We start from the raw sequence: 24,439 nt of genomic DNA, 5'->3' as shown, positions 1-24,439 counted from the left end.
GAGGCGGCCCTTGCGCCGTAGCCGCGCAACTGGAGGATCGAGCTCGCCTCACCCGCACTGCGAAGCAGTGACAGGACTCGGGATGCGCGTCACTCGACGTAGAAGCCGCCGGAGTTGAGCTTGAGTTCGCCGATGATCGGGTGGCGCTTGCCGGTCGCGGGGTTGTACCAGGCCCAGACGACGCACCGGCGGTTGCCTTCGGTGTAGAAGGCGGCCATGGCTCCGGGGCCGGGGTGGTTGCCGGGCAGACCCCGATACGGCCCAAGTCCGCCAGTCCCCGTGTAGCCGAAGTATGGCTGGCTGGCGCCGTTCTTCAGCAGTGTGCACCGGGTCGACGGGAGGGGGTTCGTGCCGCAGTCAGCGATACCGGTCGCGTACCTGGCGCTGTTCCAGTTGTTGCCCGAGAACAGCAGGTAGTAGTGGCCTGCGCCGCCGACAAAGATCGAGGGATTCTCGATGACGTGGGTTCCGCCAGCCGCGTTCTCGGTGTCCCACGTAAGGTCGGTGCTCTTCAGCGCGTCGCGGCGGGTGCTCCAGATGGCGAACCCGTCTGAGCCGACCTGCACGATGGAGATGCCGGTCTCCGGGTACGAGGTGATGGCGTCATCTCGGTAGGCGACGTAGAGTTTGCCGTCGGCAACGAAGGGATTGGCGTCGATGGCCCATCGGCCACCGCTAGGGCAGGCCCACTCGCCCTTATTGGTGAATGGCGACTTTGCTCCGCCGGAGGTGGCCAGCCCGATGCACTTCTGCCCGGTGCCCGCCTTCGTCGCTGTGTAGTACATGTAATACGTGCCGTTGAACGATGCCACACCTGGCGCCCAGATGGCACCGTTATCCACAGCCCATGAGCCTGGGCCGGAGGGCAGCGCGTCGCCGGCGACGCAGTCGGACATGCCGACCGCGTCACCTTGTCCGTGATTGAGGAACGGCACGTACAACGTCACCCCGGTCGGGGCGCCGCAGCGGGGGCCGGCGCCGGAGCCGACCGTTGTGCCGTATGTGACGTAGGTGCCGTCTTTGGCCTGCACGGTGCTCGGATCGGCAAGGCTGAAAGACGACGATCCGGTGGATGCCAGGGCTTCCGGTGCGCCCCATGACACAGCTGCTGTAACCGTCAGCACCGTTGCCAGTGCTGACGCAAGCAGCGACTTCTGCCGAGGTTTGGTCATGAACCCTCCTTGGTCGAACCCGGATCTCCGTCCGGGTTCGTGAAATCCGCGACTTCTATCGCCATCGATTTAGGTGTGCGGCCTGACCGTAGCGAGCCTGCGGCCGGGGAAATATAGCGTCCGTATAGGCGGCGTATAGGTCAGCGAGCAATCCTCGGCTGACCGGGACGGCCGGCATTAAGCGCGTGCCGGTGGCACTGCGGCGACAGCGAAAGGCGTTGGCTCCCATGCGGTTCAATCTGCTCGGCCCGCTGACCGTCGACGACGCCATGGGCCGGGCCCTGCCGCTACGCTCCGTCAAACAGCGCACCGCACTAGCGTCCTTGCTCCTCCAGCCCAATGAAAAATTGACAAATGCCGATCTTATTGTGGCAATGTGGGGCGATGAGCCGCCGATCTCAGCTACTGCCAACTTGCGAACCCACGTGCTGGGCCTGCGCCGGCTCCTCGACGAACCGGATGCGCCGCCGCGAATCCAGGCCAAGGCCGGTGGCTACCTATTGCGGGTGGGGCCGCAGGAGAGGGACCTGGACCTGTTCGATCTCGCCGTCGTTCGCGGCCGGACGCATCTGGCCTCCGGAAATCCGGCCACGGCGCAGGCCGAGCTACAGGAGGCGGTTGGCCTGTGGCGCGGTGACCCGCTGGCCGATGTACCGCCATCGCCATTGATCGCTGGAAAGGTCGCTGGCCTGGAAGAGCGGCGCCTGCTGGCGGAGGAGGATCTTGCCGAAGCACTGCTACGGTCGGGCGCCGTGGCCGAAGCGGTCCGGCTCCTGCGTACGTTGCTTGAGCGTAATCCCTTGCGGCAGCGGGCCTGGGAGCATGTCATGCTCGGCCTGTACCACCTCGGTGACGTTTCCGGTGCGCTCGACAGCTACCGCGTGGCGAGACACAGCCTGATAGAACAGCTCGGTCTTGAGCCGGGACCGCGTTTACAACGCCTGCACGAAGACATCCTGCACCGCCGCGACCCGGCTGGCACTGCCGTGCAGGTGGCCCCGCCAGCGGGCCCAGTAATCCACGATCTGCCGCCGTCGGTGGCGCCGTTCACCGGCCGGACCGCCGAGAAAGCAGCGATTCTTCAAGAACTTCATGGGAGTACCGGATCAGTGGTGGCCCTGCATGGGACAGGTGGAGTAGGCAAGTCCGCTCTTGCTGTGCACGTCGCGCATGCCGTCGCCGCTGACTTCCCCGACGGCGTGCTCTACCTTGATCTGCGCGGCACCGCTTTCGATGGCGTCCCCGTCCGCCCGCTCGACGCGATCGCGCGGTTGTTGCGGGCGCTCGGCGTACCCAATGGTGCCGTGCCCATCGATGAGGCCGAGGCGGCAGCGGCCTACCGCCGCCACACGGCGCATCGCCGTCTCCTTCTGGTCCTCGATAATGCGCACACGGCGGCTCAAGTCGCCGCGCTGCTGCCTACCGGACCGGGCGCTGCCACGATCGTCACCAGCCGGCGCCACCTGGCAACCCTGCCGCGTGGCCATCATCTGTGCATCGAGGTGCTGCCTGAGGCCGAAGCGATGGACCTGCTTGGCCGGGCTGGCGCAGGTCACCGGGTCGCCGCCGATCCTGTTGGCGCACAACGGTTAGCGCGGTTATGTGGCTATTTGCCGCTGGCCCTGCGGATCGCTGCGGCACGGATGGCGAGCCGGCCGGCCTGGCCGTTGCGCGCGTTCGCCGACAGACTAGCCGACCCGGCCCGCCGTCTCGACGAACTGTCCTATGACGACATTGGTGTCCGGAGAACGTTGCGCCTCGGCTACGAGGCCCTGTCCGAAGGTGGCCCGCATGAGCAACGGTGCGCGCATGCATTTGGGCTCATTGGCGGCGCGCCGCTAACGATAGTGAGCGTGGGCGCCATGGCGGCCCTGCTTAGCGAGGAACCTGAGCAGGCTCACGATGTGCTGGAAACCCTTGCCGACCACCGGCTACTGGAACCGCGCCAGCCTGGCCGCTACGAGTTGCACGATCTGCTGCGCATCCTGGCCCGGGAGGTCTCGCACGCCACTGTGAGCGCCAATGAAAACGAGGCCGCATTGCATCGGCTAATGGAGACTTACATCGCGGCGGCCGAGCGCGCCATCGCGTTAGACAACGACAGCATGAAGCCCCGCGGCTTGCTGCGCGGACCGGCTGGACCATGGCAGACCTGGCCCGAGACGGCGGCCGATGTCACCGGCTGGCTGGACACTGAGCACCTCAACATGGCCGCGACGGTGCGGCGCGCCAGCGAGATCGGAGGCGAGCTGGCGCATCGCGCGGTACGGCTGGGCTGGCTGAGTTACGCGCTGTGCTGGCGCCCCGGCTACTCGGCGGAAGCCCCTGCTCTGACTGACCACCCCCTGGCCAGGACCGCAGCCGCGGACCTGGCCACCGATCACGCGGTGACATTCTTCTATCGTGCCAGCCTGCGCCGTGTCCGTGGCGACCTGATCGGTGCCGAGGCTGAGTTGCTGGCCGGCATTGACATGGCTAGGCGCCTCGGGGATCACCGGTACTTGTCCAACTGTCATGACGCCCTCGCCTGCCTGCACTATCTGAGAGGGGACCCGCTGCAGGCGTTGCGCTGCCACGATCTGGCACTGGAGCTGCGACGGCGGCACGGAACACCGCTTCAGGCGGCGGGGAGCCTGAGCAATATGGCGGATGCCCGATTCGACGCAGGGCAACAGGAACTGGCGCTTGCCGGGGTTCGGGAAGCGCTGAGTGTCGCCCACCGCATCGGTTCAACGGCTCTGGAGGGCGCCGCCCTGGCCATGCTCGGCCAGCTCGAGTGCCGCCTGGGTGAGGTCACTGCGGCAGAGGCGAACTTGACAGTGGCGATCGAACGCACCGGTGCCATCTTTGATCTGCCAACCCGATGTGAGGCAACACTTGCCCGCTGTGCGGCGCGATTGGCCTCAGGCCAGGCGGCCGAAGCCCTCGGCGATGCGGTGGCGGCACGCGAGCTTGCTGTCCGGATGGGCGATCGCTACCTGCGGGCCATCTCCGGCAAGGCGATGGCAATGGCGACGTTCGCCACGGGCGGCGAACAGGAAAGCCGGCGGCTGGCAGGGGAGGCTGAAGCAGACCTGTTGCGGCTCAAAGGTTTCCGCTCACCCATGTATGCCGCACTCTTCGGCGCCTGATTCTGGCTGATTCACGTTTGTTCGGCTGCGACGCGAGACGTCGCGTTAGCTCATGACGGCCTGTGCCACCGCGGCGATCGCCTCATCAAGGTGGGCCGGGCTCATCGCACCGAACCCGAGCACAAGGCCTGGAGCTAGGTCCTCGCGGTGGGCGAACTCGGACAGGCCTGAGACCTGAATGCGTTGTGCCGCAAGCAGATCGACGACGTCCTCGGTGATCCCCGGCGGGAGTAGCACGACGACGTGCAGGCCGGCGTCGATGCCGACGACGCCCCAGTTCGGGACATAGCGGCGCAGCGCCTGCAGGAGGGCGTCGCGGCGCTCCCGGTAGAGCAGGCGGGTGCGGCGCAGATGCCGGTCGTATGCCCCGTTACCCAGCAGCGTCGCGAAGGCCGCCTGCTCGAAGGTGCCGCAGGAGCGGGTGGCGTGCCAGCGACGGTCCGGCAGATCCTGGCGAAGCGCGGCGGGCACCACCATCCAGCCCAGCCGGATCGCGGGCACCAGCGTCTTCGACAGCGTGCCAACATAGACCACCCGATTCGGGCAGAGTGCTTGCAGCGCCCCGACTGACGGCCGGTCATAGCGGTATTCAGCGTCGTAGTCGTCTTCAATGATGATGCCGTCACAGGCGATGGCCCACTCCACCAATGCCCGCCGCCGTTGCGGATGCAGGGCGACACCCATCGGAAACTGATGGGCCGCAGTCACAATGACCGTCCGGCAAGCGGTTTGGGCCAGCAGGTCCACCCTTATCCCATCCTCATCCACCGGGATCGGCGCGTAGTCAAGACCATGCATGGCCAGCATTTCGGCCTGGTCTGGGCCGCCCGGATCCTCGATGGCGACCGGTCCATTCAGCGATGGCGCGAGCAGACCGATCCCGTCGAAGGTGCCGTGGGTGATGACGACGTCCTCGGCGGTCGCGGAAACAGCCCGCACGCGGCCGAGGTAGGCGGCTAATACCTGCCGCAGCGCTGGAAAGCCGAGGGGGTCGGCGTAGCCGAGATCGACATCCGGCAACCCGGTCACCGCGCCACGCAAGGCCGAAGCCCACGCCTGGCGCGGAAAGCTTGCCAGGGAAGGCATTCCCGGACCGAGGTGGTACCGCCAGGCAGGCTGCGCCGCGGCGACAGGCTGCTCCGGGGCGATAGCGGCCACGCGCGTGCCCGATCCACGCTGAACGACGACGTAGCCTTCAGCGGCAAGCTGGTCATAGGCGGACGTCACCGTCCCGCGCGCCACGTTGAGCTGCGCCGCAAGGTCGCGAGTGGACGGAAGCCGCAACCCCGCGGCGAGCCGCCCAGACCGGATGGCGTCCCGCAGCGCCCGCTCCAGCCCGCGCTTGCCCGAAGCGGTCAACAGCGTCTCTCGCAAAGTGGACCAGTCTGATGCCATGAATGTGGACCTTAAGCATGGTCCAGCGACACGGCAACCTAAGGGACATGTACACCAATCTTGGCCGCACCGGTTTGCGCGTGAGCCGCATCTGCCTGGGCACCATGAACTTCGGTTCCTACACCGGCGAAGACGCCGCTGAAGGCATCATGGACCGGGCACTCGACCACGGCATCAACTTCTTTGACACTGCCAACAGCTATCCGTCGCCCGGTGGGAAAGGCGCGACCGAGCAGATCATCGGCCGCTGGTTTGGCCGCGGTGGGGGCCGGCGGGAAAAGGTAGTGCTCGCGACCAAGGCCTATAGCGCCCTTGACTCCACCGCGCCCGCCTGGCCAAACGATCGTGGGCTCAGCGCACGCAACATCATCGCCTCGTGCGACAGCGCTTTGCGGCGGCTCAACACCGACTGGATCGACCTGTTTCAGATGCACCACATCGACCGCAGCACACCCTGGGAAGAAATCTGGCAGGCAATGGATCTGCTTATCTCCCAAGGCAAAATCCGCTACGTCGGATCGTCCAACTTCGCCGGGTGGCACCTAGCCGCGGCTCAGGAGGAAGCTATCCGGCGGAACCTGCTCGGCCTCGTGTCGGAGCAGCCGATCTACAACATGATCACACGGCTTCCCGAACTCGAAGTCATCCCAGCCGCCGTCCACTATGGAATCGCGGTCATTCCCTGGTCGCCTTTGCAGCGAGGACTTTTAGGCGGCATCTTGCAGAAAATCGAGCTGCACGGCTCGGCCCGCGATTTCATCCAAGAAGACCTTAAACGCCATTTAGAAGCCATTCGTGGGTACGAGAAACTCTGCGCCGAAGCAGGCATCGCACCCGCAGCGGTCGCCATAGCCTGGCTCCTGAGCCGGCCAGGTGTTACCGCACCAATCGTCGGCGCCAGGGTCAGCGAGCACCTCGACCAGGCGATCCAAGCGCTCAGCGTGGAGCTCACGCCGGACGTCTTGGCCCGCATCGACGAATTGTTCCCGCCACCGGGTCAGGGCCGCCCAGCACCCGAAGCATGGGCCTGGTAATTACTCACGCGACAGATGGTCCGCGCACCGGTTTGCTTGATCGCGGTCAGGCAAACCGTTCGCGGCGTCGCGACTTCCGGACAGTCCGGTTGCCCTGGAAGTAGGCTCCGCGTATGGCAGATAGCGGATTCCTTCCATCGCCAACCGCTTTGGCGCCGCTCGTTCGTGAGATTGAACTGGTGGCCGCGGCAAATGCTATGCCCGTCTTGACATTCGGGGCTTACGAAGACTATTTCCGCACAGGCCGGCGGCTGGTCTATGAAGAACTCTACTTCCGCCGTCGCGCGACGCTGACTGCCCAGGTGGCTGAGGCCTTGCTGAAACCCGGTGTCAGCACCGCGATGCTCTGCGACACCTTGTGGTCAGTGTGCGACGAGTACACGTGGGCATTGCCAGCGCACGTTGGCGGCTGCGCTGATCCCCGTCAGTGCGTCGATCTGTTTGCGGCTGAGACCGCGCATACGCTTGCCGAAACCGTTGCGGCGCTGGATAGCCGGCTGGATCCGATGGTAACCGCCAGAGTCCGCGAAGAAATCGACCGCCGTGTGTTCGTGCCCTATTCCGGCAGCCTTCCGCTGGCGTGGGAGGGGTTTGGCAACAACTGGGAGTCCGTGTGTGGTGGGGCGGTCGGCATGGCGGCGCTGGCTTTGCTTGGCCGCTCCACAAAGGATAGTGACCGGCTGACCGTCATGCTGGACCGCAGCCGTCGTGCGATGGATCGTTTTCTGGCCGGTTTCGGCGACGACGGCGGTTGTCTGGAGGGAATTAGCTACTGGGTTTACGGCTTTGGATACTTCGTCTATTTCGCTGAGGCGCTGCGGGAGCACACGGGCGAAGATTTGATGGTGGCACCGAAGATACGCGAGATCGCGGCGTTTGCGAGCCGGGTCGCTTTAGGCGGTGGCGCCTACGCATCGTTTTCTGACACGACCGATAGGCCCTGGTTCCCGGCCGGATTGCTGACCAGGCTCGCTGAGCGATTTGGCACTCCACCGCCGGAAAAGGTTCCGTCATTTCACGACGATCACTGCTACCGGTGGGCGCACGTGTCGCGCAACCTCGCCTGGTTCGATTCGATCGTGCCGCAGGTGCGCGGCCAGTTAACGTCATTCTTGCCGGATGCGGGCTGGGTGATCGACCGTGGCCGGCATGCGTTCGCTGCCAAAGGCGGCCACAACGACGAGCCGCACAACCACAACGACTTGGGGCACTTCATCTTGCATACGCACGGCGAGAGCGTGCTAGCTGACCTCGGCGCGGCTGAATACACCTCAGAATACTTCGGTACCAACCGCTATGAGTCGCCATATGCCTCTGCCCTTGGGCATTCGGTTCCGGTGGTTGATGGTAACGAGCAGTTGCCCGGGCGCGAACGAGCGGCGAGAGTCCTTCATTACCAAGCCAATGATGACGGGGCCGAATTCGACCTCGAGCTCACCGCGGCATATGAGGTGGCCGGGCTGCGTTCGCTGGTGCGGCGATTCAGGTGGTCGCGGTCGGGCCGGCTAGAACTGACCGACGAGGTTACGGCCGACCGGCCGCTGACCGTGGACGAGATGTTCATCAGCAGACACCGACCGTCGCTTTCGGACATTGGCGCTAACTGGAGTGGTCTCGTTGTCCTAGAACATGAAGGCGCAGAAGCATCGGTTGATGAGCTACTTCTCACGGACCACTTTCAGCGCCCGGACCGGGTGTTCAGATTGCGCTGCAGGCGGCTGGCGCCCGCCGGGTACTCGGCCCACCGGTTCGTGTTCAGGCTGGATTAGGTTCTGCTTGAATCCCGGACCACCAGTTGCGGGCTAATCCGGATGCGGTGCACCGGACGGCCGGGCTCGGCGAACAGCCGCCTGGCTTGAAGCTGTACCGCCGCCTCACCAATCGCGTATTTGGCCGGCCGGATCGCGCTGAGGGCCGGGTTGGCCAGACCCGCGACCTCATCGTCGTAAGCGACGACAGCCAAGTCGCCGGGCACCTTTATGCCGCGCTCTTCACAGCGCGCGACTAGGGATATCGCTTCGCGGTCCGAGTGGACGAGCACGGCCGTGGTTCCCGTTGCCAGACATGTGTCCAGTGAGCTATCCAATTCGTCGTGCCAGCGTGGATCGCGGTAGTCCGGCGTAGTGACGTCAAGGGTTGCCGTGACGTCAAGGTCGGTCTCCGCTGATGTTTCCATCCAGCCGCGGCGGACCGCCGGTGTCGTTGGGCTGGTAGATGATGCCAGGAAGCCAATTTTGGTGTGGCCAAGGCCAACGAGGTGACGCACGGCCAGGCTGGCGCCAAACGCGTGGTCGGTCGACACCGATTCGACGTGCTCGCGGTAAGGCCCGACCGTCGCGGTGCGCTCCACGAATGTGACAGGGATAGCGAGGGAGGCTAGCCAGGTGATGAGCCGGGAAGCCTCGTCGCCGATCGTGGGCGGAGCGATAAGAAGCCCTTGGATGCCAACGGTTTCCAGCAGCCAAGTGACCTGGCGGCGAACGTCATGGACGTCGTCGTAGGACGAGCCGCGAAGCACAAGGCGCACCCCGGCGGCCGGTGCGGCGTCTCGTGCGCCGCGGATGATTTCTGGCCAGTAGTAATCCAGGGAGGGCACGACCATGCCCACTGCCGGGTGGCCGCCTTCCTCCAGGCCCGGGGTGGCTTCAGGATCTTCAGACATTTCCTGGGTACGCGGAAGCCTGATCCCGCCGTGGACACGCTCGATGGCGCCTTCGCCGGCAAGTTGTGCGATGTCTCTGCGTACCGTGACCGGGGTGACGCCCAGAGCCCTTGCTATGTCACTGACGCGCAGAGTGCCTCGCGCGCGCAGGTCGGCTAATAGCCGCTCGCGGCGCTGAGCCGCTAGCAGCGGAGGTTCGGACACGGTCACTGTTGCGCCTCCATCCCGATGCCGTGTAGGCGCCATTGAATGTCCTCGGTCGCTCAATACGAACATATTCGATCACAAGAAGCCATTTCCAATCCACTGCGCACATGTCACGGATTGGTAACAAGCTCTTGCAGTGGTGTTACGTGATGCTGTCTACTTCCTGGCACTGATCGAACACACATAAACGAACATAATCGCTCGGACTTCTTCCCGGGCGATGTCGGGAGGGCAAGGCGCATGTACCGTCCGCAGGCACTGCTCGTGATGCGGCCTGACACGTTCCGGATGCAGTTCGGTGACCGCGAGATGCAACGGCTTCGCTCGCTTGCCGACCTTGGCGATCCGGTTTGGTCAGACGACATCGACGCGCCATGTACGCGGACTCGCCTGGCCGAAACAGAAGTGCTGTTCACCTCCTGGGGCTGTCCTTCCCTTACGGCGGAGCGTCTCGACGCGGCGCCAAAGCTGCAGGCGGTGTTCCACTGTGCGGGCAGCGTGCGTGGCTTGGTCTCAGATGAGTTCTGGCGGCGGGAGATCGTTGTCACCAGCGGTGCCCAGGCCAATGCCACGCCCGTCGCCGAGTACACGCTGGCGGCCATCATCTTCGCTGGCAAGAAGGCGCCTCTGCTCGCCGCTCAAACGCGCATGGCACGCAATGACTGGTATTCCGTGGCGGCTCGCGAAGATCTATCGAATTATGGCCGGACCATTGGCATCCTGGGGTTCTCACGCATCGGCCGGCTGGTGGCGGAGCGGCTGCGAATGCTCGATACCGCGGCGGTGCTCGTGACCGATCCCTACGCCGATCCGGCCGCGGTAGCCGCGGTGGGTGGCCGTCTCGTCAGCCTTGACGAGCTTCTGTCCACTTGCGACATCCTGTCACTGCACCTGCCAGAATTGCCGCAGACCCGGCACACCATTGGCTCGCGCGAGCTGGCGCTGATGCCCGATGGGGCCACGGTTATCAATACGGCCCGCGGCGGCGTTATCGACACCGCCGCGCTGGAGCGTGAGTGCGTCAGCGGCAGGCTCAACGCCATCCTCGACGTGACCGACCCCGAGCCATTGCCCGCCAGCTCACTGCTCTACCGGCTGGACAACGTAATGATCACTCCGCACATCGCGGGCTCGCTTGGCTCGGAAACCCGCCGTATGAGCGCGCTGGCGCTAGACGAGCTGGAAAGGTTCATCAATGGATTGCCGCTAGCCGAAGCCGTTACCAGTCAGATGCTGGAGGTGAGCGCATGACGATTTCGCCTTACACGGGCTGGACTCGCGGCGACTGGGCGAGCCTGGCTGACCGGTTACTCAGCTCCGCGTGGCGCTATGCGTCACCTTCCGGTGCCACGATCACGCTGCCCGGCGTACCAGGAGGATATGGGTCTGCTGTCGATGGCCTCGAAGGCTTCGCGCGGACCTTTCTGCTCGCGGGTTTTCGCGTAGCGGGGGAGTGTGGGCGCGATCCGCGCAATCTGCTTGAGCGGTATGCGTCCGGGATCGCCGCGGGAACCGATCCCCAGTCGCCCGAGCGGTGGGTGACACCCAGGGAGCACGCACAGGCCAAAGTGGAGGCCGCCTCGATCGCACTCGTTCTTGACCTCACCAGGGAGTGGCTGTGGGACCGCCTCGATCCTGGGGTGCAGGAACGGGTTGTCGCCTATCTGGCCCAGATTGTCGGTGACCACACCTATCCGCAGACGAACTGGGTATGGTTCCGGATCGTTGTCGAGCAGTTCCTGTCATCGGTTGGCGGGCCATGGACGCTTGCGGATATGGAAGCCGACTTGGCCGCGCACGAATCGTTCGCGCGCCGCAGTGGGTGGTATTGCGACGGAGACGAACGCAGCTTCGACCATTACAACGGCTGGGCACTGCACGTCTACCCTCTGCTTTGGAGCCGCATGCGGGGTGCGGAAACGCTTGCTGCCCAACGACTCCCCGTTTACCTGGGCCGGCTCGATGAGTACCTGCTGGATGCTGTCCGCCTGGTAGGAAGCGATGGAAGTCCGCTTATTCAGGGCCGCAGCCTGGTCTACCGGTTCGCCGCCGCGGCACCATTCTGGGCCGGGGCACTGGCTGAAACCAAGGCCGTCCACCCAGGTTTGTTACGCCGGGCGGCATCCGGGATCGTGAAGCACTTCGCCGATCGTGGTGTCCCCGGCGCCAATGGGTTGCTGACGCTCGGCTGGTTTCACCCATGGCGCCGCATGGCGCAGCGGTATTCCGGGACTGGCTCGCCGTACTGGGCGTCCAAAGGCATGCTCGGCTTGATGCTCCCGGCGGAGCATCCTGTGTGGACGGAGACCGAGCAGCCGCTACCGGTCGAGCTTGGCGATCAGCTCGCTATCGTCGCGGCGCCGGGCTGGGCCGTCGCCTCGACCGCAGCCGATGGCATTGTGCGGGTCTACAACCATGGCACGGACCATGCCCGCGAAGGCGACCAGACAGGCGACTCGCCGCTGTACGCACGGTTCGGCTACTCCACGGCCACCGCGCCCTTGATGGACGATGCCGGGTGGGATGAACCATTGGACCAGTCAGTGGTTCTGCTTGACGCACAAGGAAAGGCGACCCATCGTACGGGATTTCAACTCCTGCAAGCGTCTAGCGATGGGGTTGCCGCCGTGCTGGCGTCCCGCGCCATGTGTCACTGGGTGGATCCAGATAGGACTGTTCCCGACCACGGCTCTGGCAGGCCAGGAGCGGCCATCGATGCAGCGGCTGTCACCACCGTTTCCGTAGTTCGCGGGGCGTGGGAGGTGCGTCTTGTGCGCATCGAATCACCGGCGGCGGGGTGGGAACGAGTGGCGGCGTTAAGACTTGGCGGCTGGCCGGTCACGGCTTCGGGCAACCTTCCAGACCGCGTCTATGACGGGCCGTTCGCAGTCGCCGCCGGAATGGCGCAAACATCTGCGGTGTATGGACTTTTCGGCTTCACCACGGCTGGCGTTCATACGTCACACAATGCGACTCCGTTGGGGGAAACGACGCTCACGCCCTGGCTGCGAACAACACCGGTACTTGGCTCCTGGGTCGTGGCGGCCCTCGCTCTCAACGGAGAGGAAAACCCGCCAGCCGTAAAGGTTTCTCCCGGTGTGCCGGTCGTCGAGATTTCGTGGCCCGACGGCGTGGTCACGAAAGAACAACTCCTTTGCCGCTGAAGCGGCCGCGCTATAGGAAGGAACGCTCGTGAACAGAAGGAAAATGCTGGCGGCCGTGGGCATGGCGGCTGTCGGCCTGCCATTAGCGGCATGCGGTTCCAGCGATGAGAGCAGTGAAACTGGCCCCGTTGAGCTGACCGTCAGTGTGTGGAGCCTGGCTTCGACGCCGGAGTTCCAGGCCTTGTTCGACGCCTTCCAGAAGGCGAACCCAAACATCACCATCAAGCCGGTCGACATCGTGGCCGCGGACTATCCCACGAAGGTGACGACGATGCTCGCCTCAGGCGACACCACCGACGTCATCACTATGAAGAATGTCATTGACTACGCCAGGTACGCCGGCCGTGGCCAGCTCAAGGATCTCACTTCCCTTGCCACCACAGGCAATGGCGCCAAACTCAACGGCCTGGACGCGTTCCAGCAGAACGGCAAGTACTTCGCCTTGCCATATCGCCAGGACTTCTGGGTGCTGTACTACAACAAGAAGCTCTTCGACGCGGCAGGAAAGCCATATCCGGCAAACCTGACCTGGGACCAGTATCTCGAACTGGCGAAATCATTAACGTCGGGGTCGGGCCAGAACAAAGTCTATGGCACTTATCAGCACACGTGGCGTTCCGTGGTGCAGGCCGTTTCGGCCGCGCAGACCGGCGGCAACCTTCTCGGCCCCGATTACGGGTTCTTCGCCGATCAGTACCAGACGGCTCTGGCATTACAGGACGCCGGGGCGACCTTGGACTACGGAACCGCCGTCACTCAGAAGACCGGCTACGCCTCGATGTTCGAAACCCAGAAAACCGCGATGCTTCCCATGGGTACCTGGTACATCGCCAAGATTCTATCCGAAAAGAAGAAGGGCACGACGGCCGCCGACTGGGCCATCGCACCCTTCCCGCAACGGGCCGGATCGCCTGGAGTGACGACCTTTGGCTCACCAACCGCCTTCGCGGTCAACAAGAACGCCAAGCACGCGGCGGCGGCCCAGAAGTTCATCGAGTTCGCCACCGGCCCCGAAGGTGCCAAAGCGATCGCCGACATCGGAGTTGTCCCGGCTCTGCTTTCCGACGAGATCCGCCAGGCGTATTTCGGCCTGCCCGGCATGCCAACAGATGAGGCGTCTAAGAAGGCGTTTACTCCTGACAAGATCGTCCTGGAGATGCCCGTCAGCGACAAGACCTCGAAGATCGACACCATCCTTAACGAGGAACACCAGCTGATTATGACGAAGGACAAATCCATCGCCGACGGAATCAAGCAGATCCAAACCCGGGTCAAGAACGAAGCTAGCTGAGTTTGTCTGTTGGGGGCGGAACGCCGTCCCCAGCAAACCGCAGGAGGGCCAACGATGGCAGACCTAAGCACACCCGCGCGACGGTGGCGCAAATCGCTGATCGGCTGGAGCTTCATTCTGCCGAATTTCCTCGGCTTTGTGGTGATTACCTTGCTACCGGTTATCGCCGCCTTCGGGTTGTCCTTTATGGACTGGGACTCCTACAACCCTCCTAAGTGGATTGGGCTGAAGAACTTCGAAAGGTTGCTCAACGACGAATCCACCATGGTGGCGTTGCGCAACACGGCCTATTACGCGCTCGGGCACGTGCCGCTGACAGTGCTGGCGTCACTTGGTCTCGCTTTGCTACTCAACCGCAAGCTCGCCGGAGTCGGGTTTTTCCGTGTGGCTGCGTTCTTCCCTTACGTCACCTCGCTGGTTGCGGTCGCCGTCGTTTGGAACATGCTGTTCAATCCGGAATTCGGTCCGATCAACCAATTCTTGTCGTTCCTGGGAATGGACGTTCCGCCGCGCTGGACGACGAGTACCACCTGGGCGATGCCTGCGGTGATCATCACCAGCGTGTGGCGTGACATGGGTTATTACATGATCCTGTTCCTGGCGGGGCTGCAAGCCATTCCACAGGAACACTATGAAGCGGCCAAAGTGGATGGTGCCACCGCGTGGCAGCGTTTCCGCGCGGTGACCTTGCCCGGTCTGCGGCCCGTGACCTTCCTTGTGCTCATTCTGCTGACCGTGCAGAGTTTCAAGGTATTTGACCTCATCGTCGTGATGACCGACGGCGGCCCGGGGCGCGCCACTCTGGTGTTGTCGCAGCAGATCTACCGTCAGGGCATCATCGAAGGCGAATTCGGTTATGCCTCAGCCATTTCCCTGGTGCTGTTCCTGCTGGTGCTCGTCCTGACGCTGACGCAGTTCTGGCTCAACAACCGCAGGGAGCGCTAGATGAAGACCATCGCTGGCCGCGTGACGCTGTATGCCGGTCTTATCGCTGCCGCGGCAGCCGTTCTCGTGCCATTCCTGTGGATGATCAGCGCCTCGCTCAAACCCAACAACGAGGTCTTTACTGTTCCCATTCAGTGGATTCCGCAGGAGTTCCGCTGGGACAACTTCATCAGCATCTGGCAGCGGGTGCCATTGGACAGCTACCTGCGCAACACGGTTTTCCTCAGCAGCGTCATCACCTTGCTTCAGGTGCTCACGGGCAGCTTCGCGGCATACGGGTTCGCCAAACTGCGTTTCCCGGGGCGGGACATCTTGTTCTTTGGGTACATCGCCACCATCGCCGTGCCGTGGCAGGCGTACATGATCCCGCAATACATCATGATGCAGAAGGCTGGGCTGACGGACACCTTCTGGTCGCTGATCCTGCTACAGGCCTTTGGCGCGTTCGGCGTATTCCTGATGCGCCAGTACTATCTGACGATCCCAGACGAGCTCTGCGAGGCTGCCCGGATGGACGGCCTGTCCGAGTACGGAATTTGGGCCCGTGTCATCCTGCCCTTATCCAAACCCGCGCTGGCGAGCCTGGCTTTGCTCACGTTCGTCAACACGTGGAACGACTATATGGGCCCGTTCATCTACCTGACCAGTAATGATCTGTGGACGATTCAGCTCGGCCTGCGTTCGTTCGCCGGTCAGTTCGACGCCGACTACGCGATGATCATGACTGGTTCAGTGCTTTCAGTACTGCCTATTCTCGTCATCTTCCTGCTAGGCCAGCGGTACTTCATCCAGGGCATAGCGACTTCCGGGATGAAGGGGTAATCAAAGATGTCCTTCTTGGCGAGGCTTCCGTATGACACCATCTTCAGTACCGTCTACTTTGGACTCCGGCTGAACCTGTGTCTGGCAGCCGCGTGCTCGCCGCTACTGCTCGCGCTCGCGATGAGCCAGGATCCGCTCGCCGCATGGCCATTCTTTGTCGCCTTGGCCTCGCTTTGCGCGCCCGCAACCGCGGCGGGATTCGCCACCTTCACCGGTTCTTCATTCTGGGCGGCCTACCGGCGCCGGTTCTGGCGCTCTATGGCCGTCGGCGGTGCCGCGTCAACGTTTGCGGTCGTCCTTGGCATCGAGGTCACATTCGCGGCCCGAACCCGTTTCGCGGTCGTTGTCCCGATGCTGCTCGTGCTGGCCGCCCTCATTCCCGTTGTGTCGGCGCAGCTGCTGGCAGCAAACGAAAGCCGTCTTCTCGCGGCCGCTTACCAGTGTGTGCGCAGGTGGTACCTGAGCCTGGCGAACCTTGCTGTGCTCCTCATGGTCGCGGCGGCTGTCACCGTAAAACCCGCAGTGGGGCTGTTCCTGCTGCCCGCTCCGGCTCTTTACCTCGTGTGGGCAAACGCCCGCCACATGGCCAGCACAACGGGGTGATGGCCGCTCCCGGCTCTTCGAGAAAGGAAAGGCGATGGCTAGCTCCCGTCCCAAACGCTCGCTCGCCCGGACCCTCGCCTGCGCACTGACGGCGCTTACGGCGATTCCACTTGGCATTGTTGGCAGTGCCACGCCCGCTGCCGCCGACACCAGCCAGTTCATCGGCGTCAACTGGGCCCGTACCGGGGACAACTTCCACGGCGGAACCCTTGTCCTGCACGGGCTCAGCAGCACAGATAGCTACGCGACGGTCAAGGCCAAAGCCGACGTCATCTACGCCGGTTTCCAGAACAATCTCGGCATCAACACCGTCCGGCTTCCCATCAACACGTACACCGTCGGCACGGCCTGGTGGAACTCGTACACGGGCGCGATCGACGCCGCCACCGCGAGGGGCATTAAAGTCGTTCTGTCCTATTGGGAGGATGGCGTCGCCGCCAGCGGCGGCAGGGTCGTCAACACCTCGGCGTTTAACTCCATGTGGAACACCGTTGTCGCCAAGTACGGCGCCAACAGTCTGGTCTACTTCGAGCCCATGAACGAACCCGGCGGCCACAGCGCCACCGAGTGGGCCAACATCGCCGCGACCTGGATCACGAGCCGCCCATCCGTTCCGCGGAACCGCATTTTCGTCAGCGGTGCCGGCTTGAACACCAACACCAAAGCCATGTGTGCTGATAGTCGTCTCGATGGCACCGTCTTGTCTCTGCACCACTACACCTTCTTCAGCGGCGCGAAGACTTACGACCAGTGGGTGAGCTACCTCAAAGACGCGATCGGCACCTGTGCGTCGAGGACGGTGATCGACGAATTCGGCGCGCCGATGGACACCGGACTCAATTATCACGACGCCAACAGCACCGACAACTTCGTCCGCTATCTGCGCGCGACCACCGCGGTGCTGCGCGAGCTGCGCATGGGTTCTATCTACTGGCCAGGTCTTGGCGGCAAAATCACGGCGGGTCAAAGCGATGACTGGTACTCGCTGCAGAAGATGCAAGGCAGTGGTACCAACCTAACGCTTACCACGCCCAATGTCAGCGGCGCGCAACGCCTCAAGTATGGCTGGGGGATCGGCGGAACTGACCCGGTCGCCGCCAATCTCCGCAACGTCGGCACCGGACGTTGCCTCGACATCCCGGGTGGCACGGGCAACGTGCAAACCCAGGTGTCCACCTGCAGCACCTCGGCCGCCCAGCAGTGGACCGTGACCGCCACGGGTCAAATCACCGTCCTAGGCGGACAAAAGTGCCTGGATGCCTACGGCCAGGGCACGAGCAACGGCACCGTGGTCGGAACCTACGACTGCAACGGCGGCGCGAACCAGCGATGGGCCTTCAACTCCGATGGGACTATCCGTGGTGTCCAGTCAGGGTTGTGCGTTGATGTGAATCAGTCCACCTTCAAGGTGCAGCTCTGGTCCTGCTGGGGCGGCAACAACCAAAAGTGGCAGACCTATACGCCTTAGTCAACCGTAGGTATCGAGAGCCGGCTACCGCCCGTGCCCGCCGCATCGGGCGGTAGCCCCGCCAGTTAACCCACGCCAAAATGATCCTGGCAAAGCAAGCAGGGCGCGAAGTGCAAACAAAAGGGCGGGCTGTGCGTCTACCCTGTCGCCAGCATCAGGCCTGGCTGGGATGAGACGGGGAAAGATGTTGGCTCGCTGGGCTGCGCTAGCGCTCGTGTTTCTTACTGTCCTAGCCGGAGCCACAGTGCCCGCTGCGGCGGCCGCTAGTCCGGAACGTCCAGAGGTGGACATGTACCTGCCTGATCTCGTGGTGGCAGGCAACCAGCGAGGCGCGGTGCAAGTAGCAGTTAGGACCGGGCCGGTAGTCGGCGCTGTCCTTACCTACGACTTAACCCGGGCCGCGTCAATCGTGACTGTGCCCGCGCCGGCTGGTTGTGTCGCCGAAGGGCAGTTCATCACCTGCCGCCTTGGAGAGCTCACCACTTTCGGGCCGGTGCCACCAACCTTCTTTGACTTAAGCCCGGTTTTCACCGCGCGGCCGAAAGACTCAGGCACCTTGAAGGTGACCCTTTCGGACCGCTCGGGCATCGTGGCAACTGCCTCGGCCACAGTCAGTATCGGACGGGTTGTGAACATTCGCGGACAGTTGGTGCCCGGGCCCCCGCCGGCGGTCATGCGGGGCGGTGAGATCACTGTGCCCCTTGAGGTGAAGTCGAGCAGCCTGCTGAAGGCGTGGTGCTGATGCTGGCCGGCGGCCCGCCTCTCGCCACCTCCGAGTCGTTCTCCAATTGCACTTACAGCAAGGGAATGCTCGACTTTTGCTTGTTCAATTACCACTTCGAGCCAGGCATGGTGTATCAGAATCTAAGCACGCTAAAAGTCAAGCCGGTCAACATAGCCGAGGTGGACATCATTTGGCTGACACCGGCGGAGCATCGCCTTAGGGTCGACGCGGACGCCCGCCTGGGATTCCATGGCGAGCCCGGAACAGGCCCACCACTGGTGCTGACTACGGCGTCTGGAGCCAAACCGGCCGAGGCGGACCCTGACTATTTCACCGTCGACCTTAACTACGGCGATAACCATACGGTGCAGACTATTGCTCAGGCCGACGGCGACGAACTGAGGGTCGCGGTGCCTATCGCTGTTGCGGCCGTGGCTCTCCTTCTCCTGCTGCTGTGGCACCGGCGCCGACGCAAAGGCAGTCCGGGGAACTAAAAGGGACCTCTACCGAGTACCAGCGAAAGGGTTTATGGAGCAGCGAGGACCGCGAGCCGTTCCAGCGCCGCCTGCCGGGGGATGGCTGCTCCCCGGCGGAAGGCTTCGCCGTAGCCGGCCTTGCCAAGTGAGGCATTGAGGTGCACCATAAGCCGGGCTAGGAACAAGTCGGAGTCCTGAGACTTACCGCGGATAGCCTCGGCCGTTCCGGGCATCTCAGCCGCGCCTTATGGCCGTGTGTTGTGGACCGGGCGCTACGGCGACAGGCGCCGCGCATTGGTTCGCCACGGCCGGAATCGTTGTGCTGCTTACTCTCGCGACCAGTTGATTCACTATCGCGTTAGGACTGTCGGCAAAGTCGCCGAAGACGGCGCGCATGGCAACCGTTGCACTGGTGATGCTGCCTTTCTTCAGCAGCGCGATCGTGCCGGCTGAGAAGATGGGGCAGGGCATCCGCCAGTTCGTGGAATATCAGCCGGTTACCTCCATCATCGAAACCCTGCGCGGATTCCTCAACGGCACACCCAACACCGGCTACACCATCACCGCCCTCGCGTGGTGCGTCGCGATAACGGTCGTCGGTTACATGTGGGCTTCCTCCATGTTCAAGAAGCGGGCCTGAAACAGTTGGCACCTATCAACGAGGATAGGTGCCAGTCACACTACCTATCTGTCGGCGCAGACCGCGTATGCCCGGAGGATGTCGGTTTCCCCTCCGCCCCTGACCCAGATGCGCCAGCTGGTCTCGTTGAGGGGATAGGAATCGGTCGTGAAAAGCTGATCGCCGTAAATGTGGGCGCCGCCAGCGATCGCCACTGTGCCCTCCGGGCAATCGACGGTCACCGGAATGTATTGCCCGGTGCTGATGACCGCCTCGCGGCCGGTGACGACGTTGAACCCGTCAACCGCCCAGCCGCAGACCGCGAATACCCGCATGTCCACGGGGAATGAGTTGAAGTTGTACATCTCGGTGGCCCACATGTGCCTGGTGATCGGATAAGTGCCGAGGACCAGCGACTGAGTGCCGCCAAGGAAAACTCCACCGCCGCCATAGGTGACGAACGCGTTTTCGCATTGCTGCGCTTGGAAGCTGCTGGTGTTCCCATTCACTGTGACGAGATCAGCCATCAGGGTGTGGTAGGCCTGCACGAATCCGCAGACTGCTATCCCGTACGCCCAAAGGGTCTCGCCTTCGCCGCCGACATAGCGTGCTTCCACGGCCCAGGCGTCTCCCCACGGATAGCTGGCGGCCATTTGCACGCTGCCGGTTCTCGAACCGTTGACCAGCCCGGCCCCTAGCGGCATCCGCCCGCCGGTGCACCGTGGATACAGTGTGATCCCTTCACCAGGTCTAAGAGTCGCCGTCTCGCTGCGCACGATTTCATAGCGCCCCAGATTTTTCGCCAGAACAGGCGGTTCCTTATGCACGGGCTTAGCGGCAGCCGTGCCAGCCAACAGAATTACGGCCAGCACGGGCATTGTCCATTTTGCTCTAAACATGCCAGTCATCATGCCGAACACATAGCCCATGACCTGGGCTTTTGTTGCGCCCGGGCGTGCCGCGACGGGTATTCGCTTTCTCGCGGCACGCGGGCCCCGACGGCTTTGACCGCGCCTAACTGACGGCGGTGAAAGAAGGAAAGGTGGGCGGGAATAATTCGCTGACGGGGCGATGGCGCAGATCCCGTTCGGGGTAGGCGGCTCGCATCTTCTCGAAGAGGGCATGAGCCCGGTGGTGCAACGCTTCCAGATCGATGCCGCCCAAGCCGTCGCGGCCCAATGCTTTTGACCCACCGAGGGTAGCCGCCTCGACGTAGGCTTCGGCCGGGGCATCCCACGGATGAGATCCGGCGGAAACGAATCGGTGCCAAGGCAGATGTTGATTCCAGCGCGGCGGTAGCGGCCGAAGGAATGTAAGGCATCGCCGTAGCGCAGCGACGTCTGCGGACAGTGCACAATGGACACTCCTGCCGCGGCGAGCGTCGCCAGATCACCTCGGTCCTCACCGTAGACTTCGGGATGGACATCAATGACTATACCGTGTGGGATCAGGAGCCTGGTCTCGAAGAGACCGTGCGTCGGCATCGACAATGTTCACCCCAGGGCGGTAGCTAGGGCCGAGGTAGCCGCGTAAGCCGATCCGCCGCGAAATCTCAGCCATAGCAACGAAATGGCGAATCGTCCCCTCATTGTCGCCATCCTCGATATTTGCTCGACACGCCGGCGGCGCACACGCTTGAATCAGCGGGCCCCCATGGCCAACGGCGAATCAGCCGGAAAGACGAGGCGCTCATGAGTGAAGCGTTCTACTCGCACGCGAGGCTATACGACCTCATGTTCCCCGTCAGCTGGCCCGCGGTCGATTTCTATCGGACCGAGGCCATTCGGCACGGCGGGAGCGTTCTGGAACTCGGGTGCGGGACGGGGCAGAAGCTAATCCCCATCGCGTCTGACGGGCTGGCGTGCGTTGGCTTGGACTTCTCATCAGACATGCTGGCCGAGGCTCAGCGTAAGGCGAACGAGCGCGGTGTAGCGGCCGAATGGATTCAGGGCGACATGCGGGCCTTCGATCTGGGCCGCACCTTCGACTTCGTGTTCATCACAGCCAATTCATTGCTGCATCTGCACGAGGCTGGGGATTTGGTGAGCTGTTTCCAGTCGGTTAGAAGGCACCTGGCACCTGGAGCACGGCTCGTCTTCGATGTATTCAACCCGGGTGTACGACAGCTGGCCGAAGCCGATGGCGTGCGGCGCACCCGGGAATCGTTGTCGTTCCTGGATCCTGACCGTGGCAACGTTAGTGTCGATATCGCTGAGACCTACGACGCGTCGGCGCAAGTGACCCGGGGCACGTGGCATTTCTCGACTGACTCCGAGTCCGACTTTGTGGTCGCACCACTGGAAATCAGGAGTATCTTCCCGCAGGAGTTGCCGCTACTCATCTCGCTAGGCGGCCTTCGGCTCGTCGAGCGCTTCGGCGATTGGTCCAGTCGGCCCTTTGAGGCGGATTCGCCGCTTCAACTCTGCCTCTGCGAACCGGCGTGATCGAAGGCTTACTACGGCACCGGGCGAACTTCGGCGAGCCGTTTAACCGCGTAATCGTCCTTCCAGCAGACAGCGGCTTCCCATGCGGCTGACGCTTGCGCGGCGATGTCGTAGGCACTGTCTTCGAGTCCGGCGGCGTTGCCGGGCAGCACGAGGTCGAGGTCAGGGACGTCGACATGCGCCTCGTCCCAGTCGATTAGCGCCACCTGATTCGCGGTCATGCGGATGTTGCCGGGATTGGGGTCGCCGTGCACCACACAGGTCTCACGTCCCACGAGCCGTGCCCACGCTGCCCTGCATCGAACAACACTTTCAGCGGGCATCGCACCGAGGTCGATTTTCGTCCCGGTGTCGGCGTGCAGGAGGTCCGTTGACGATCGCCACCCTGGGCGCTGCGGCCAGCCCCGCGTCAACCGGTGCAGCTCGCGCAGCGTGCCGGCCACGCGCCGCCAATCGTCCGGCGTCTCGGGCGGTCCGCCCTCCAGATAGGTCATCACCACCAGCCCGTCGGCGAATAGCCGGCCGTCCATGGTCGGGATCGGCACCGGCACGGTCAGGCCCGCACGGTCCAGGTGCTGGAGGAGTGCGGTCTCCCACGCCAGGTCAGCATCGCTTCTGGTGCCAAGACGGCCGACCGCGAGCTGTCCGTTGATGCGCACACTCCACACGTCATTGGCGATACCGCCGGCAAGTGATTCGATGCGAGTAGCATCTTCACCCCAGTGCCCGAGAGCATCCCATCCCACCGGCCACACTTTACGGCGTACCGGCGGTAGCGTGATCAAGGAGTCCCGCACCAATTGACAAGGAGCACGCAGTGAAGTTTCGCACCATCGTCGAGCCACCAGAACCCATGCGCGGGCTGGAAGTTCCGCCCGAGGTCGTGGAGAAGCTCGGTGGGGGCGCGCGGCCGCCAGTCACCATCACGGTCAACGGGCATTCCTGGAAGAGCCGGGTCGCCATCATGCGCGGCCGCCACCTGCTCGGTCTCAGCCACGCCAACCGGAAAGCCGCCGGTGTCGAGATCGGCGAGGAGGTCGAGGTCGAACTAGAGCTCGACGCCGAACCGCGCGTCGTGGTCGAGCCCGCCGACTTCGCTCAGGCTCTGGACGCCGACCCGGTCGCCCGCGCCGCCTACGACAGCCTTTCGTTCAGCCACAAGCGCGAGCATGTGCACGCCATCGAGAGCGCGAAGAAACCCGAGACGCGCCAACGGCGTATCGAGAAGGCCATCGCCACGCTGCGGGGCTGACACCACAGAGCAAGCCTCCGCACGGCGATGTCATCGCGGTGCGGAGGCATTATTCTGCCCAGTTTAGACCTGTGTCAGCCTGACAGCGTCGGCGATGACCAGGCCGGTGCCCGCCGTCCAGCGGCTGACCGCGACCGCGTTGTAATCGCCGGCGGCCAGGGTGAAGGTGCCCAGCGTTACCCATCCGCCACCGTTGACGCGTTGGTCGACGATGACCGTCTGGCTACCGCTGCTGGTGACGATGACGTGTGGAGCGGCGGAGCTGTAACCGGGCAGTGCCGGGTACCAGACGTCCACTTTGTATTGATCGGTTGCCGGGATGTCGAACTTGTACCAGGCACTGTCTGACTCCGTGATGGGGCTCGCATAGCGGTAGTCGGCACCGTAACGTTCGGCCGAATACGTGGAGGTGCCCCAGTTCGCCGAGGCGGTGAAGCGGCCCGAGGTGGCGTTGTCGACCGTCTGGGTCCATGCCGCTACACACGCGTTGCTGCTGGTCACTGCCTTCTTCTGGCCGAGCGAGATGGTCACGCCGTCCACGGTGGGGCTGGTGTGCACCGTGCCGCCGGAGCTGCGCTGCTCGTAATGCAGATGCGGGGCAGAGGAGCCGCCGGTCGAGCCGACCGTGCCGATCACGGTGCCTTGGCTGACCGGCATGCTCTGGCCTGGCAACCGAACCTGTGTGGCCAGGTGCGCGTAGCGGGTCTTCGTGCCATCGGAGTGCACGATCTCGACCCAACGGCCATAGCTGGTCGAGCCCGCGTTGTAGAAGTAGGCGGTGCCGGCCGCGGTGGCCCGGACGTTCTCCCCGTTGATCGCATCGGAGCCGTAGTTCTGCCAGTCGAGGGAACCCGACGGGCTGTGACCCGGACTCCAGTTGTTGGCATAAAACGTCTTGCCACAGTCAAACGGAGACTTGTGCGTCGCCGCGTGCGCGGGAGCAGCCGGCACCAGTATCCCGACCGTGGCGATCGTCGCGGCGAGCGCCCATCGGGCCGGATGTTTCATGGACCTGTTCACGGCGGATCTC

At 63.7% G+C, this 24,439-nt stretch carries 22 protein-coding genes; 15 read left to right on the top strand and 7 right to left on the bottom strand.

Annotated elements, in window-relative coordinates; all coding sequences use genetic code 11:
* Positions 1 to 89: 89 nt before the first annotated feature.
* Positions 90 to 1,172: a family 43 glycosylhydrolase gene (locus tag A3E1_RS0114985; RefSeq protein WP_020521599.1), complete on the bottom strand. Its 1,083-nt coding sequence runs from the start codon at positions 1,170 to 1,172 to the stop codon at positions 90 to 92.
* Between the two features lie 227 nt (positions 1,173 to 1,399).
* On the opposite strand from A3E1_RS0114985, the gene A3E1_RS44710 reads away from it, so the two are divergent.
* Complete coding sequence (locus tag A3E1_RS44710; protein WP_020521598.1) at positions 1,400 to 4,303, top strand: AfsR/SARP family transcriptional regulator; 2,904 nt, start codon at positions 1,400 to 1,402, stop codon at positions 4,301 to 4,303.
* A gap of 45 nt (positions 4,304 to 4,348) precedes the next feature.
* On the opposite strand, the gene pdxR is transcribed toward A3E1_RS44710, so the two are convergent.
* A complete protein-coding gene (gene pdxR, locus A3E1_RS0114975) occupies positions 4,349 to 5,698 on the bottom strand; it encodes a MocR-like pyridoxine biosynthesis transcription factor PdxR (protein ID WP_020521597.1) in 1,350 nt (449 codons plus the stop codon).
* Between the two features lie 17 nt (positions 5,699 to 5,715).
* Between pdxR and A3E1_RS0114970 the strand changes: the two genes are divergently transcribed.
* Positions 5,716 to 6,732: an aldo/keto reductase gene (locus A3E1_RS0114970; RefSeq protein ID WP_020521596.1), complete on the top strand. Its 1,017-nt coding sequence runs from the start codon at positions 5,716 to 5,718 to the stop codon at positions 6,730 to 6,732.
* Positions 6,733 to 6,845: 113 nt separating this feature from the next.
* Entirely contained in the window at positions 6,846 to 8,501 is a 1,656-nt protein-coding gene (locus A3E1_RS40355) for a heparinase II/III domain-containing protein (RefSeq protein ID WP_020521595.1), read from the top strand.
* Here A3E1_RS40355 and A3E1_RS0114960 read toward each other — a convergent pair.
* Complete coding sequence (locus A3E1_RS0114960) at positions 8,498 to 9,604, bottom strand: substrate-binding domain-containing protein (protein WP_020521594.1); 1,107 nt, start codon at positions 9,602 to 9,604, stop codon at positions 8,498 to 8,500. The genes A3E1_RS40355 and A3E1_RS0114960 overlap by 4 nt on opposite strands.
* A 237-nt stretch (positions 9,605 to 9,841) precedes the next feature.
* Here A3E1_RS0114960 and A3E1_RS0114955 point away from each other — a divergent pair, with 237 nt between their 5' ends.
* From A3E1_RS0114955 to A3E1_RS0114915, 9 genes are all read left to right on the top strand, one after another.
* Positions 9,842 to 10,852 (top strand): hydroxyacid dehydrogenase, encoded by a 1,011-nt coding sequence (locus tag A3E1_RS0114955; protein WP_020521593.1) that lies wholly within the window; start codon positions 9,842 to 9,844, stop codon positions 10,850 to 10,852.
* Positions 10,849 to 12,765, top strand: coding sequence for a DUF2264 domain-containing protein (locus A3E1_RS0114950; RefSeq protein WP_020521592.1), 1,917 nt, complete (start codon positions 10,849 to 10,851; stop codon positions 12,763 to 12,765). The genes A3E1_RS0114955 and A3E1_RS0114950 overlap by 4 nt, the downstream gene beginning before the upstream one ends.
* A gap of 28 nt (positions 12,766 to 12,793) precedes the next feature.
* Positions 12,794 to 14,056: an ABC transporter substrate-binding protein gene (locus A3E1_RS0114945; protein WP_211215936.1), complete on the top strand. Its 1,263-nt coding sequence runs from the start codon at positions 12,794 to 12,796 to the stop codon at positions 14,054 to 14,056.
* Positions 14,057 to 14,110: 54 nt separating this feature from the next.
* Positions 14,111 to 15,001 carry a carbohydrate ABC transporter permease gene (locus A3E1_RS0114940; RefSeq protein ID WP_020521590.1) on the top strand — a complete coding sequence of 297 codons (891 nt, stop codon included), beginning with the start codon at positions 14,111 to 14,113 and terminating at the stop codon, positions 14,999 to 15,001.
* The gene (locus A3E1_RS0114935; RefSeq protein ID WP_020521589.1) at positions 15,002 to 15,823 is read left to right on the top strand and encodes a carbohydrate ABC transporter permease; all 822 of its coding nucleotides are present in this window, start codon (positions 15,002 to 15,004) and stop codon (positions 15,821 to 15,823) included.
* Positions 15,824 to 15,829: 6 nt separating this feature from the next.
* Entirely contained in the window at positions 15,830 to 16,426 is a 597-nt protein-coding gene (locus A3E1_RS0114930) for a hypothetical protein (protein WP_020521588.1), read from the top strand.
* A 34-nt stretch (positions 16,427 to 16,460) separates the two neighbouring features.
* Positions 16,461 to 17,894 carry a ricin-type beta-trefoil lectin domain protein gene (locus tag A3E1_RS0114925; RefSeq protein WP_020521587.1) on the top strand — a complete coding sequence of 478 codons (1,434 nt, stop codon included), beginning with the start codon at positions 16,461 to 16,463 and terminating at the stop codon, positions 17,892 to 17,894.
* Positions 17,895 to 18,108: 214 nt separating this feature from the next.
* Entirely contained in the window at positions 18,109 to 18,636 is a 528-nt protein-coding gene (locus A3E1_RS0114920; protein ID WP_157631529.1) for a hypothetical protein, read from the top strand.
* The gene (locus tag A3E1_RS0114915; protein ID WP_020521585.1) at positions 18,627 to 19,112 is read left to right on the top strand and encodes a hypothetical protein; all 486 of its coding nucleotides are present in this window, start codon (positions 18,627 to 18,629) and stop codon (positions 19,110 to 19,112) included. Before A3E1_RS0114920 ends, A3E1_RS0114915 begins: the two co-directional genes overlap by 10 nt.
* Before the next feature lie 32 nt (positions 19,113 to 19,144).
* On the opposite strand, the gene A3E1_RS0114910 is transcribed toward A3E1_RS0114915, so the two are convergent.
* Entirely contained in the window at positions 19,145 to 19,327 is a 183-nt protein-coding gene (locus tag A3E1_RS0114910; RefSeq protein WP_020521584.1) for a hypothetical protein, read from the bottom strand.
* A 161-nt stretch (positions 19,328 to 19,488) separates the two neighbouring features.
* On the opposite strand from A3E1_RS0114910, the gene A3E1_RS40350 reads away from it, so the two are divergent.
* Positions 19,489 to 19,734 (top strand): hypothetical protein, encoded by a 246-nt coding sequence (locus A3E1_RS40350; protein WP_020521583.1) that lies wholly within the window; start codon positions 19,489 to 19,491, stop codon positions 19,732 to 19,734.
* 44 nt (positions 19,735 to 19,778) lie between these two features.
* On the opposite strand, the gene A3E1_RS0114900 is transcribed toward A3E1_RS40350, so the two are convergent.
* Positions 19,779 to 20,612 (bottom strand): hypothetical protein, encoded by an 834-nt coding sequence (locus tag A3E1_RS0114900; protein ID WP_157631528.1) that lies wholly within the window; start codon positions 20,610 to 20,612, stop codon positions 19,779 to 19,781.
* Between the two features lie 792 nt (positions 20,613 to 21,404).
* Here A3E1_RS0114900 and A3E1_RS0114890 point away from each other — a divergent pair.
* Positions 21,405 to 22,157: a class I SAM-dependent methyltransferase gene (locus tag A3E1_RS0114890; RefSeq protein ID WP_020521580.1), complete on the top strand. Its 753-nt coding sequence runs from the start codon at positions 21,405 to 21,407 to the stop codon at positions 22,155 to 22,157.
* Positions 22,158 to 22,168: 11 nt separating this feature from the next.
* On the opposite strand, the gene A3E1_RS0114885 is transcribed toward A3E1_RS0114890, so the two are convergent.
* Positions 22,169 to 22,903: a phosphotransferase enzyme family protein gene (locus A3E1_RS0114885; protein WP_020521579.1), complete on the bottom strand. Its 735-nt coding sequence runs from the start codon at positions 22,901 to 22,903 to the stop codon at positions 22,169 to 22,171.
* A gap of 71 nt (positions 22,904 to 22,974) precedes the next feature.
* On the opposite strand from A3E1_RS0114885, the gene A3E1_RS0114880 reads away from it, so the two are divergent.
* Complete coding sequence (locus A3E1_RS0114880) at positions 22,975 to 23,409, top strand: YdeI/OmpD-associated family protein (RefSeq protein WP_020521578.1); 435 nt, start codon at positions 22,975 to 22,977, stop codon at positions 23,407 to 23,409.
* A gap of 63 nt (positions 23,410 to 23,472) precedes the next feature.
* Here A3E1_RS0114880 and A3E1_RS48400 read toward each other — a convergent pair whose 3' ends face one another.
* Complete coding sequence (locus A3E1_RS48400; protein WP_026208451.1) at positions 23,473 to 24,429, bottom strand: golvesin C-terminal-like domain-containing protein; 957 nt, start codon at positions 24,427 to 24,429, stop codon at positions 23,473 to 23,475.
* Between the last annotated feature and the right edge of the window lie 10 nt (positions 24,430 to 24,439).

It is taken from the genome of Catelliglobosispora koreensis DSM 44566, assembly GCF_000379685.1.
Classification (GTDB): domain Bacteria; phylum Actinomycetota; class Actinomycetes; order Mycobacteriales; family Micromonosporaceae; genus Catelliglobosispora; species Catelliglobosispora koreensis.
This window is presented reverse-complemented; position numbering and strand designations above follow the sequence as displayed.

What these genes read in the sequence shown, in the direction of transcription:
- A3E1_RS0114910 (WP_020521584.1), bottom strand. Translation starts at nt 19,327, where the DNA reads ATGCCCGGAACGGCCGAGGCTATCCGCGGTAAGTCTCAGGACTCCGAC.
- A3E1_RS0114935 (WP_020521589.1), top strand. Translation starts at nt 15,002, where the DNA reads ATGAAGACCATCGCTGGCCGCGTGACGCTGTATGCCGGTCTTATCGCT.
- A3E1_RS0114940 (WP_020521590.1), top strand. Translation starts at nt 14,111, where the DNA reads ATGGCAGACCTAAGCACACCCGCGCGACGGTGGCGCAAATCGCTGATC.
- A3E1_RS0114900 (WP_157631528.1), bottom strand. Translation starts at nt 20,612, where the DNA reads ATGTTTAGAGCAAAATGGACAATGCCCGTGCTGGCCGTAATTCTGTTG.
- A3E1_RS40355 (WP_020521595.1), top strand. Translation starts at nt 6,846, where the DNA reads ATGGCAGATAGCGGATTCCTTCCATCGCCAACCGCTTTGGCGCCGCTC.
- A3E1_RS0114890 (WP_020521580.1), top strand. Translation starts at nt 21,405, where the DNA reads ATGAGTGAAGCGTTCTACTCGCACGCGAGGCTATACGACCTCATGTTC.
- pdxR (WP_020521597.1), bottom strand. Translation starts at nt 5,698, where the DNA reads ATGGCATCAGACTGGTCCACTTTGCGAGAGACGCTGTTGACCGCTTCG.
- A3E1_RS0114950 (WP_020521592.1), top strand. Translation starts at nt 10,849, where the DNA reads ATGACGATTTCGCCTTACACGGGCTGGACTCGCGGCGACTGGGCGAGC.
- A3E1_RS0114970 (WP_020521596.1), top strand. Translation starts at nt 5,716, where the DNA reads ATGGTCCAGCGACACGGCAACCTAAGGGACATGTACACCAATCTTGGC.
- A3E1_RS40350 (WP_020521583.1), top strand. Translation starts at nt 19,489, where the DNA reads ATGGCAACCGTTGCACTGGTGATGCTGCCTTTCTTCAGCAGCGCGATC.
- A3E1_RS0114955 (WP_020521593.1), top strand. Translation starts at nt 9,842, where the DNA reads ATGTACCGTCCGCAGGCACTGCTCGTGATGCGGCCTGACACGTTCCGG.
- A3E1_RS44710 (WP_020521598.1), top strand. Translation starts at nt 1,400, where the DNA reads ATGCGGTTCAATCTGCTCGGCCCGCTGACCGTCGACGACGCCATGGGC.
- A3E1_RS0114925 (WP_020521587.1), top strand. Translation starts at nt 16,461, where the DNA reads ATGGCTAGCTCCCGTCCCAAACGCTCGCTCGCCCGGACCCTCGCCTGC.
- A3E1_RS0114985 (WP_020521599.1), bottom strand. Translation starts at nt 1,172, where the DNA reads ATGACCAAACCTCGGCAGAAGTCGCTGCTTGCGTCAGCACTGGCAACG.
- A3E1_RS0114930 (WP_020521588.1), top strand. Translation starts at nt 15,830, where the DNA reads ATGTCCTTCTTGGCGAGGCTTCCGTATGACACCATCTTCAGTACCGTC.